Consider the following 9,812-nt stretch of genomic DNA (forward strand, 5'->3'; position numbering starts at 1 on the left):
ATAAATTGTTAAAGAGCAGTTACGACGCGGCTTTCAGCTCACTATCGCGAGGTGGCGTATATTACGCTTTCCTCTTTCAGAGTCAACCCTGAATTTCAGGATTTTTCTCTTTGTTGTTACGACCATCTTGTGAAGTGTTTCACGTTGTCGTCTCAACGGAGGCGCATTATAGGGATCCCAATTTTTTGCACAAGTACTTTTTTGATCTTTTTTTCTGTTTGTTGTTTTTTCACCCTTTTTGCTGCATTCACACACAAAACGGTGCTTTTTTGCATACTAAAAGACTTGCACAAGGCCAATAATGCACCCAAAGTCATTAGTAAATCATTTATTGTTGAGGTAAGTATGTCTGATGTTTTACGCCCATACCGCGATCTTTTTCCACAAATCGGTCAGCGCGTAATGATCGACAGTAGTAGTGTGGTTATTGGTGACGCTCGCCTGGCTGATGATGTGGGGATCTGGCCGCTCGTTGTGATTCGTGGCGATGTGAATTATGTACAAATCGGTGCCCGCACTAATATTCAGGATGGTAGCGTCTTACACGTGACCCATAAATCAACGGCTAATCCACAAGGCAATCCGTTGATCGTCGGTGAAGACGTTACGGTTGGACATAAAGTGATGCTCCACGGCTGCACCATTGGCAATCGAGTTTTGGTTGGGATGGGCTCAATTTTACTTGATGGCGCAATAGTAGAAGATGATGTGATGATTGGTGCGGGTAGCCTGGTCCCACAAAATAAACGACTGGAGAGCGGATATCTGTATCTCGGTAGCCCCGTCAAACAGATCCGCCCGTTAAGTGATGAAGAGAAGGCTGGGTTACGCTATTCCGCAAATAATTACGTGAAATGGAAGGACGAATATCTGGATCAGGGTAACCAGACCCAGCCTTGATCATCTTCACTTTGTTCCTGAATTAAGTTTTCCGCTTCTTCCTCCAGGTCCCAACGATGCTGACGAAAATTCGCTAACCACTGTTCTGGCGTATCTCCTGCAAAGCGGTTCGCCAGACTCTCTCCAGTAATAGCGCAAGTGAGCTGCATACCATTTACAAGAGCTGGAAAACAAACGCATTTTTTACTCTCGCTCCACTCTTCCCTGTCTGGAAATTGGATGGCCTGATTCACGCGGACAACTCCTCCTGCAATTGCTTTATAACTGGTGCTACGTCAGGCAGAACACCGTGCCAGAGAAGGAAGGCATGAGCCGCCTGCGCCACTAACATCCCCAATCCATCCGCATTACGTTTTGAGCCTTGCTGTTCACACCATGCCAGAAAGGGCGTTTTTCCCTTCTGGTAGAACATGTCATAACAACAAATACCTGAATGGACGAGCGATGCCGGGATCGCCGGAACATCTCCACTAATGCCACTGGATGTCGCGTTAATAATAAGATCGAACTCGTGACCGTCCAGTTCGTCCATACCCAACGCCTGAACACTACCAGTGTGCGCAAACAATTTAGCCAACTCTTCCGCGCGAGAAACCGTTCGGTTAGTGATTGTCACAGCACAGTCCAGAGAGAGAAGCGGCAGTAATACCCCACGAGATGCCCCACCAGCGCCGATAAGCAGAATACGTAAACCAGAGCGAATAAAAGACAGACGTTCCAGATCGCTTAACAAGCCTACACCATCGGTATTGTCACCCAGTAGGCGTCCATCTTCTAACCGCTTGAGGGTATTAACAGCACCAGCCAACGCTGCCCGTTCAGTAAGCTCATCCGCTCTGGCAAAAGCCTCTTCTTTAAAAGGCACTGTCACATTCGCACCTTTACCACCAGCACTAAAGAAAGCGTTTAGCGTGTTGATGAAATCATTGATGGGTGCCAGCACGCGGCCATAGGGATGTTCAATATTCAGTTGCTGTGCAAATTGCTGATGAATGAATGGCGATTTGCTGTGGGCTATCGGATTACCAAAAACAGCATAGGTTTCCATTATGTTACCCCTGTCGAAACAGTTCACCCGTCAGGGCATCACGAATTTCTGAAGGATTTAAACGACCGCCCGTTTCACCTCGCACAACCGGGAAATCAGCACCAAACTGTGCGTGAACTTCCTCTATTGTTCGACAAGGTGGTAATCCACTCAAGTTGGCACTGGTAGAAACCAGCGGTTTACCATAAGTCTGGCACAAAGCAACCACCAACGGATGGTCGGTAACTCGTACAGCAAGCGAATCAAAGCGGCCCGTCAACCATCGTGGTGTTGTCGCAGGCGCGGGAAAGACAAAGGTGACAGGACCAGGCCAGCGAGAAAAAATGGTTTCACGCTGCGCGCCAGTCAGCATGCTGTCATCAATATAGGGTTTAAGCTGCTCGTAATTTGCCGCGATTAAAATCAGCCCCTTATCAACCGGACGCTGCTTTAATTCCAACAGCCGCATCACTGCTGTTTCGCTATCAGGATCGCACCCGACACCAAAAACGGCTTCCGTTGGATAGGCGATGACACGTTCTTCATTGAGGACATCTATCGCAGCTGCGATAGCGTCTCCTTGCAGGTTATTATTCACGTTATTATTCCGCCGAAACCGGCTTTCCACATTGTTTACTGGCACAGAAATGTTTAACACCCTGCGCGGTTTTCTTTTCGATGAGTAGCGGATAATGACACTCAGGGCACTCTCCGGCTATTGGTTTGAAGTTAATAGCAAATTGACACTCAGGGTAGCGATCACAGGAGTGAAATGTTTTGCCATAACGGGAGCGGCGCTGGACCAGATGGCCCGTCCGACATTGAGGACAGGTAATTGCTGTTTCGTCCGGTTTATCGATAAGTTCGGTATGTTCGCATTCAGGATAGTTACTGCAACCAATAAACATACCAAAGCGTCCCTGGCGTAATACCAGATTTGCTCCGCATGCAGGGCAAACCTGCCCCTCCAGAACTTTGACGATATGCCCATCCGCTGAAGATTTCAGAGGACGGACGTAGTCACACGCCGGATACTGTGAGCACCCAAGAAACGGACCGTGTTTCCCGGATCGAATAACCAGTTCAGCCCCGCACTTTGGGCAGGACTCATTATTACGCACCGTGAACAGTGCTGATTTCGCCATAACAACTTATGCTGAATTAAAGAAATGATTAATGCAGCATACCTTCATTCACTTCAAAGAGTAATTCTTCCATTTGCTGGTACGCATTTTCGCAGCCCGGGATGTTGAACAACACCATCAGGATCACCCATTTCAGATCATCCAGTTCGAACTCTGCGTTATCCAGCGCGAGCACTCGCTCTATCACCATTTCACGAGTTTCAAGGTTGAGCACCTGAATCTGCTCAAGGAAAAGCAGAAACCCACGGCAGCTGGCATCCAGTCGTTCACACTCTTCCGGTGTATAAATACGCATGGAGAGAGGATCCGAGGCCAGTTGCATCGGTTCTGCCAACCCTTCCTGATAATCAGCAAGTTTTTCCAGCCATAGCAGGGCATTGTAGATATCTTCTCGCTCAAAACCTGCGTCGGTAAGATCCTGTTCAAGTTTGTCTTGATCCACACGCAACTCAGCTTCAGTGTGAATATAGGTTTCAAACAAATACATTAGTACGTCGAACATGGCATGCCCTCCTCAATCGGACATAGCCGCCGGGTACAGCTGCGATCCATCCTGCTAACTCCAGTTCAAGTAGTTGAGTAACTACCTCTGGCACAGGTTGGCCGGCACGTTCAGCGACGACGTCAACAGGTGTTACCTCATCTCCTACGTTAGCCAGGAGCTCAGGAAATGGCAATGCCACGTCTTCCTGATCTGATGAATAAAATGATTTTTCATGGGCATCTGGCAACCAGTGCAATCCATATTGCAAATTTTCCAGAATTTCTTCCGGTTCCGTCACAAGAATCGCACCTTGTTTTATAAGCCAGTGGGGGCCTTCACTTCCGGGACTCCCTAATGGACCGGGCAAAGCAAAGACTTCACGTCCCTGCTCAAGCGCACAACGCGCTGTCACCAGTGAACCACTGCGCAAAGCCGCTTCCACCACCAGTACACCTTTACTTAGACCACTAATAATGCGATTTCTTCGCGGGAAATTGTAAGCAAGAGGAGGGGTATCGAGGGGAAATTCCGAGACAAGAGCCCCACCATGTTCAAGCAGACTGGTAGCAAGTCGGGCATGGCGACGCGGATGAATGGTATTTAGCCCATTCCCCAGCACAGCAACACTGACACCATTTACCTGCAAGGCCGCTTTATGCGCTACACCATCGATTCCGCGCGCCAGCCCACTGGTAATTGTCACGCCTCGCGCCGCCAGCGCCTCACATAACAGCCGCCCCCACCGTTCGCCATACCATGAATGCGCCCGGCTTCCCACTACGGCCAACTGAAATGATTGCAGCGCTTGTAGATCACCAGCAACAAACAGTGCACCTGGATAATCAGCCGTTGCAATAAGTTGAGGAGGATAAAATTCACTGTCCGCTGGGATTAAATGATGGTTAGGTTGCTCCAGCCAACAAAGTGAGCTTTCAATACTCTGCTGTGAAAATGTAAGAAAGCGTTGTGCCTGTCGCGATGAAAGCCCTGTTTGCTGCAGTACAACTGCATCAATATTTGGCTGTTCTACCAGCCAGTGAGCAATGCGGACCATATCATCGCCGTACAAGCTGCTGATGCTCATTAAACGCAGCCAAATTTCGGTATCGACCATCCTTATCTCCCTGCCATAAGCAGCCTTAGCAATCTTTGCGATTGGTCAGTGATGCTGTCAATCAGAGGGGGATTTGTCTAGAATAGAAGAAATAATCTTTCTAACTCCTGAACACATCTCTGGAGATTTATGTCAGTTTTGCAAGTGTTACATATTCCGGACGAGCGGCTTCGCAAAGTTGCTAAACCGGTAGAAGAAGTGAATGCAGAAATTCAGCGTATCGTCGATGATATGTTCGAGACGATGTACGCGGAAGAAGGTATTGGCCTGGCGGCAACCCAGGTTGATATCCATCAACGTATCATTGTTATTGATGTTTCGGAAAACCGCGACGAACGGCTGGTGTTAATCAATCCGGAGCTTTTAGAAAAAAGCGGCGAAACAGGCATTGAAGAAGGTTGCCTGTCGATCCCTGAACAGCGTGCTTTAGTGCCGCGCGCAGAGAAAGTGAAAATTCGCGCCCTGGACCGCGATGGTAAACCATTTGAACTGGAAGCTGATGGTCTGTTAGCCATCTGCATTCAGCATGAGATGGATCACCTGGTCGGTAAACTGTTCATGGATTACCTGTCACCGCTGAAACAACAACGTATTCGTCAGAAAGTTGAAAAACTGGATCGTCTGAAAGCCCGGGCTTAAGGATAAGAACTAACGTGTCAGAATCACTACGTATTATTTTTGCGGGAACACCTGACTTTGCAGCGCGTCATCTCGACGCGCTGTTGTCTTCTGGTCATAACATCGTTGGCGTGTTCACCCAGCCAGACCGACCGGCAGGACGCGGTAAAAAACTGATGCCCAGCCCGGTTAAAGTTCTGGCTGAGGAAAAAGGTCTACCCGTTTTTCAACCTGTTTCCCTGCGTCCACAAGAAAACCAGCAACTGGTCGCCGATCTGCAGGCTGATGTTATGGTCGTCGTCGCCTATGGGCTGATTCTGCCTAAAGCGGTGCTGGAAATGCCGCGTCTTGGATGCATCAATGTTCATGGTTCACTGCTGCCGCGCTGGCGCGGCGCCGCGCCAATCCAACGTTCGCTGTGGGCGGGTGATGCAGAAACTGGTGTGACCATTATGCAAATGGATGTTGGTTTAGACACCGGTGACATGCTCTATAAGCTCTCCTGCCCGATTACTGCAGAAGATACCAGTGGTACGCTGTACGACAAGCTGGCAGAGCTTGGCCCACAAGGGCTTATCGCCACATTGAAACAATTGGCAGACGGCACGGCGAAACCAGAAGTTCAGGACGAAACTCTTGTCACTTACGCCGAGAAGTTGAGTAAAGAAGAAGCGCGTATTGACTGGTCACTTTCGGCAGCACAGCTTGAACGCTGCATTCGCGCTTTCAATCCATGGCCAATGAGCTGGCTGGAAATTGAAGGACAGCCGGTTAAAGTCTGGAAAGCGTCGGTCATTGATACGGCAACCAACGCTGCACCAGGAACGATCCTTGAAGCCAACAAACAAGGCATTCAGGTTGCGACTGGTGATGGCATCCTGAACCTGCTCTCGTTACAACCTGCGGGTAAGAAAGCGATGAGCGCGCAAGACCTCCTGAATTCTCGTCGGGAATGGTTTGTTCCGGGCAACCGTCTGGTCTGATAGTCCACTCTTCTAAGCCCGGTCTTGCCGGGCATTTTTATACTTATGAAAAAACAACGTAATTTACGTAGCATGGCGGCCCAGGCCGTTGAACAAGTCGTCGAGCAAGGGCAATCATTAAGCAACATTCTGCCACCGCTCCAGCAAAAAGTTTCCGATAAAGACAAAGCACTTCTTCAAGAGTTGTGCTTTGGCGTACTGCGTACGCTTTCGCAGTTAGACTGGCTGATTAATAAGTTAATGGCCCGTCCGATGACCGGCAAACAGCGGACCGTGCATTACCTGATTATGGTTGGTTTGTATCAACTGCTTTATACCCGCATTCCACCTCATGCTGCGCTGGCTGAAACGGTTGAAGGCGCTTTCGCAATTAAGCGTCCGCAACTTAAAGGGTTGATAAACGGTGTATTACGCCAGTTCCAGCGTCAGCAAGAAGAGTTATTAGCCGAGTTTAATGCCAGTGATGCACGTTATCTGCATCCTTCCTGGTTGCTGAAGCGTCTGCAAAAAGCGTATCCAGAGCAGTGGCAATCTATCGTTGACGCCAATAATCAGCGTCCGCCAATGTGGCTGCGCGTTAATCGTACGCATCATTCCCGCGACAGTTGGCTTGCATTGCTGGATGAAGCAGGAATGAAAGGCTTCCCGCATTCGGATTACCCTGATGCTGTACGGCTGGAAACACCTGCACCTGTTCATGCGCTACCCGGTTTTGAAGACGGATGGGTTACCGTTCAGGATGCATCAGCACAAGGTTGCATGACCTGGCTTGCGCCACAAAACGGTGAACACATTCTGGATCTTTGTGCCGCCCCCGGCGGTAAAACAACACATATCCTTGAGGTGGCACCAGAAGCGCAGGTTCTTGCGGTTGATATTGACGAACAGCGCCTCTCTCGCGTTTACGACAATTTAAAACGCCTTGGTATGAAGGCGACCGTGAAACAAGGTGATGGCCGCTCCCCTTCCCAATGGTGTGGCGAGCAACAGTTTGATCGCATTTTATTAGATGCGCCTTGTTCAGCAACGGGTGTGATTCGTCGACATCCGGATATCAAGTGGTTACGTCGTGATCGCGATATCCCGGAACTCGCGCAACTGCAGTCTGAAATTCTCGACGCCATTTGGCCGCATTTAAAATCTGGCGGAACGCTGGTTTATGCCACCTGCTCGGTGTTACCGGAAGAGAATAGCCAGCAGATTAAAGCCTTCTTGCAACGCACCGCTGATGCCAAACTTTGCGACACCGGAACACCAGAACAACCGGGTAAGCAAAATCTGCCTGGTGCTGAAGAGGGCGACGGCTTCTTTTACGCTAAGCTAATCAAAAAGTGATGAGATAACGGGTCGCGACTGATGAAAATTATCATTCTGGGTGCCGGTCAGGTTGGCGGCACACTGGCGGAAAACCTGGTTGGCGAGAACAACGATATTACTGTCGTCGATACCAACGGTGAGCGTCTGCGGACCTTGCAGGATAAATTTGACCTGCGAGTCGTGCAGGGGCATGGCTCTCATCCACGCGTATTGCGGGAGGCAGGTGCCGACGACGCCGATATGCTGGTTGCTGTAACCAGTTCAGATGAAACCAATATGGTTGCCTGCCAGGTAGCCTACTCACTTTTCAACACCCCTAATCGCATCGCTCGTATCCGCTCACCAGACTACGTGCGCGATGCCGATAAGCTATTTCATTCAGATGCTGTACCGATTGATCATCTGATCGCACCAGAGCAGTTGGTTATCGATAATATTTACCGACTGATTGAGTATCCCGGCGCATTGCAGGTGGTGAACTTCGCTGAGGGCAAAGTGAGCCTTGCAGTGGTAAAAGCCTATTATGGTGGCCCGCTTATTGGTAATGCGCTTTCGACCATGCGCGAGCATATGCCACATATCGATACCCGCGTGGCGGCAATTTTCCGCCACGACCGTCCTATCCGCCCGCAAGGTTCGACTATTGTTGAAGCTGGTGATGAAGTGTTCTTTATTGCCGCCTCGCAGCATATACGCGCGGTGATGAGTGAATTACAGCGACTGGAAAAACCGTATAAGCGGATCATGCTGGTTGGTGGCGGTAATATCGGTGCAGGGCTGGCGCGTCGCCTGGAAAAAGATTACAGCGTCAAACTCATCGAACGTAATCAGCAGCGCGCTGCCGAACTGGCGGAAAAGTTGCAGAATACGATCGTCTTTTTTGGTGATGCGTCGGATCAAGAACTGCTGGCCGAAGAACATATCGATCAAGTTGATCTGTTTATTGCCGTCACCAACGATGACGAGGCCAATATCATGTCAGCCATGCTCGCCAAACGTATGGGTGCGAAAAAGGTGATGGTATTGATCCAGCGTCGCGCTTATGTGGATCTAGTTCAGGGGAGCGTGATCGATATTGCGATTTCACCACAACAAGCAACTATTTCTGCGTTGCTTAGTCATGTGCGAAAAGCAGATATTGTTGGTGTTTCCTCATTGCGCCGCGGCGTAGCAGAAGCTATTGAAGCCGTTGCTCACGGTGATGAAAGCACCTCGCGCGTTGTCGGCAGAGTCATTGATGAAATCAAGCTACCGCCAGGAACGATTATTGGAGCGGTGGTACGTGGAAACGACGTGATGATTGCCAATGACAATCTGCGCATTGAGCAAGGCGATCACGTAATTATGTTCCTCACAGATAAAAAGTTTATTACCGACGTCGAAAGACTCTTCCAGCCAAGTCCTTTCTTTTTGTAATTAATAAGGCGTCTAATGACGCCTTATTATTTCCCTTTGATTATCAAGGATTAATTAAATTCATTCCTGGCAGGAAAATGGCTTAACATTTGTTAGACTTATGGTTGTCGGCTTCATAGGGAGAATAACATGAGCATTATTAAAGAATTTCGCGAATTTGCGATGCGCGGGAACGTGGTGGATTTGGCGGTGGGTGTCATTATCGGTGCGGCATTCGGGAAGATCGTCTCTTCACTGGTTGCCGATATCATCATGCCACCTTTAGGCTTATTAATTGGCGGGATCGACTTTAAACAGTTTGCTGTCACGCTACGCGATGCGCAGGGGGATATCCCTGCTGTTGTGATGCATTACGGTGTCTTCATTCAAAACGTCTTTGATTTTCTGATTGTGGCCTTTGCCATCTTTATGGCGATTAAACTAATCAACAAACTGAATCGTAAGAAAGAAGAACCGGCAGCAGCACCTGCACCAACTAAAGAAGAAGTATTACTGACAGAAATTCGTGATTTGCTGAAAGAGCAGAATAACCGATCTTAACAAGCGCCTGAAAGCAGAAGGCCAGTGGTAAAAAAGTGATTTACTTTCTTGCCACTGGCCTCCCAGCTACCCCGATTGCCATGTTTTCCTTTTCGCATATAACTGCCTTTCCCTTTTTTATTTTTTTCTACACGCTGCCTGAACAAAGGGTCATGTAGTAATGCTTCAATCGCATTATCCTTTATCTGCCCTTTCGTATGCTGATATCGACTCATAAAAACTCCAGTTGGTTATTTAACGGCGCGAGTGTAATCCCGTCAGTGCAAAA

The 9,812-nt window shown here is 49.0% G+C and carries 13 protein-coding genes; 6 read left to right on the plus strand and 7 right to left on the minus strand.

Features of this window, described 5'->3' with window-relative positions:
• Positions 1-345: 345 nt before the first annotated feature.
• A complete protein-coding gene (locus D9734_RS08775) occupies positions 346-900 on the plus strand; it encodes a gamma carbonic anhydrase family protein (RefSeq protein WP_130206867.1) in 555 nt (184 codons plus the stop codon).
• Here D9734_RS08775 and D9734_RS08780 read toward each other — a convergent pair.
• The 6 genes from D9734_RS08780 to dprA are packed head-to-tail and all read right to left on the minus strand — an operon-like array spanning position 876 to position 4,670.
• Positions 876-1,133 (minus strand): DUF1488 domain-containing protein, encoded by a 258-nt coding sequence (locus D9734_RS08780; protein WP_130206869.1) that lies wholly within the window; start codon positions 1,131-1,133, stop codon positions 876-878. The two genes, D9734_RS08775 and D9734_RS08780, sit on opposite strands and share 25 nt — an antisense overlap.
• The gene (gene aroE / locus D9734_RS08785; protein WP_130206871.1) at positions 1,130-1,948 is read right to left on the minus strand and encodes a shikimate dehydrogenase; all 819 of its coding nucleotides are present in this window, start codon (positions 1,946-1,948) and stop codon (positions 1,130-1,132) included. Before aroE ends, D9734_RS08780 begins: the two co-directional genes overlap by 4 nt.
• Before the next feature lie 4 nt (positions 1,949-1,952).
• Positions 1,953-2,525, minus strand: a complete 573-nt coding sequence (gene tsaC / locus D9734_RS08790) for an L-threonylcarbamoyladenylate synthase type 1 TsaC (protein ID WP_130206873.1) — start codon at positions 2,523-2,525, stop codon at positions 1,953-1,955.
• A gap of 4 nt (positions 2,526-2,529) precedes the next feature.
• The gene (locus D9734_RS08795) at positions 2,530-3,072 is read right to left on the minus strand and encodes a type I DNA topoisomerase (protein ID WP_001129723.1); all 543 of its coding nucleotides are present in this window, start codon (positions 3,070-3,072) and stop codon (positions 2,530-2,532) included.
• A gap of 28 nt (positions 3,073-3,100) precedes the next feature.
• On the minus strand, positions 3,101-3,574 hold the full coding sequence (gene smg / locus D9734_RS08800; protein WP_000460680.1) for a DUF494 family protein Smg: 474 nt from the start codon (positions 3,572-3,574) through the stop codon (positions 3,101-3,103).
• Entirely contained in the window at positions 3,546-4,670 is a 1,125-nt protein-coding gene (gene dprA / locus D9734_RS08805) for a DNA-protecting protein DprA (RefSeq protein ID WP_130206875.1), read from the minus strand. The genes smg and dprA overlap by 29 nt, the downstream gene beginning before the upstream one ends.
• Before the next feature lie 129 nt (positions 4,671-4,799).
• On the opposite strand from dprA, the gene def reads away from it, so the two are divergent.
• The 5 genes from def to mscL all read left to right on the plus strand — a co-directional run bounded on the left by def (position 4,800) and on the right by mscL (position 9,544).
• Positions 4,800-5,309 carry a peptide deformylase gene (def, locus tag D9734_RS08810; RefSeq protein WP_000114984.1) on the plus strand — a complete coding sequence of 170 codons (510 nt, stop codon included), beginning with the start codon at positions 4,800-4,802 and terminating at the stop codon, positions 5,307-5,309.
• A gap of 14 nt (positions 5,310-5,323) precedes the next feature.
• The gene (gene fmt, locus D9734_RS08815; RefSeq protein ID WP_130206877.1) at positions 5,324-6,271 is read left to right on the plus strand and encodes a methionyl-tRNA formyltransferase; all 948 of its coding nucleotides are present in this window, start codon (positions 5,324-5,326) and stop codon (positions 6,269-6,271) included.
• Positions 6,272-6,316: 45 nt separating this feature from the next.
• Positions 6,317-7,606 carry a 16S rRNA (cytosine(967)-C(5))-methyltransferase RsmB gene (rsmB, locus tag D9734_RS08820; RefSeq protein ID WP_130206879.1) on the plus strand — a complete coding sequence of 430 codons (1,290 nt, stop codon included), beginning with the start codon at positions 6,317-6,319 and terminating at the stop codon, positions 7,604-7,606.
• Positions 7,607-7,627: 21 nt separating this feature from the next.
• On the plus strand, positions 7,628-9,004 hold the full coding sequence (gene trkA / locus D9734_RS08825; RefSeq protein ID WP_000691382.1) for a Trk system potassium transporter TrkA: 1,377 nt from the start codon (positions 7,628-7,630) through the stop codon (positions 9,002-9,004).
• Between the two features lie 129 nt (positions 9,005-9,133).
• Positions 9,134-9,544 carry a large-conductance mechanosensitive channel protein MscL gene (gene mscL / locus D9734_RS08830; protein ID WP_000022442.1) on the plus strand — a complete coding sequence of 137 codons (411 nt, stop codon included), beginning with the start codon at positions 9,134-9,136 and terminating at the stop codon, positions 9,542-9,544.
• Here mscL and arfA read toward each other — a convergent pair.
• Complete coding sequence (gene arfA, locus D9734_RS08835; protein WP_042201146.1) at positions 9,541-9,759, minus strand: alternative ribosome-rescue factor ArfA; 219 nt, start codon at positions 9,757-9,759, stop codon at positions 9,541-9,543. The genes mscL and arfA overlap by 4 nt on opposite strands.
• Positions 9,760-9,812 lie beyond the last annotated feature (53 nt).

It is taken from the genome of Escherichia sp. E14S1 (assembly GCF_004211995.1).
Lineage (GTDB): Bacteria > Pseudomonadota > Gammaproteobacteria > Enterobacterales > Enterobacteriaceae > Escherichia.

Coding starts and splice junctions, on each gene's coding strand:
- def (WP_000114984.1), top strand. CDS start 4,800: ATGTCAGTTTTGCAAGTGTTACATATTCCGGACGAGCGGCTTCGCAAA.
- dprA (WP_130206875.1), bottom strand. CDS start 4,670: ATGGTCGATACCGAAATTTGGCTGCGTTTAATGAGCATCAGCAGCTTG.
- arfA (WP_042201146.1), bottom strand. CDS start 9,759: ATGAGTCGATATCAGCATACGAAAGGGCAGATAAAGGATAATGCGATT.
- trkA (WP_000691382.1), top strand. CDS start 7,628: ATGAAAATTATCATTCTGGGTGCCGGTCAGGTTGGCGGCACACTGGCG.
- smg (WP_000460680.1), bottom strand. CDS start 3,574: ATGTTCGACGTACTAATGTATTTGTTTGAAACCTATATTCACACTGAA.
- aroE (WP_130206871.1), bottom strand. CDS start 1,948: ATGGAAACCTATGCTGTTTTTGGTAATCCGATAGCCCACAGCAAATCG.
- mscL (WP_000022442.1), top strand. CDS start 9,134: ATGAGCATTATTAAAGAATTTCGCGAATTTGCGATGCGCGGGAACGTG.
- rsmB (WP_130206879.1), top strand. CDS start 6,317: ATGAAAAAACAACGTAATTTACGTAGCATGGCGGCCCAGGCCGTTGAA.
- D9734_RS08775 (WP_130206867.1), top strand. CDS start 346: ATGTCTGATGTTTTACGCCCATACCGCGATCTTTTTCCACAAATCGGT.
- D9734_RS08795 (WP_001129723.1), bottom strand. CDS start 3,072: ATGGCGAAATCAGCACTGTTCACGGTGCGTAATAATGAGTCCTGCCCA.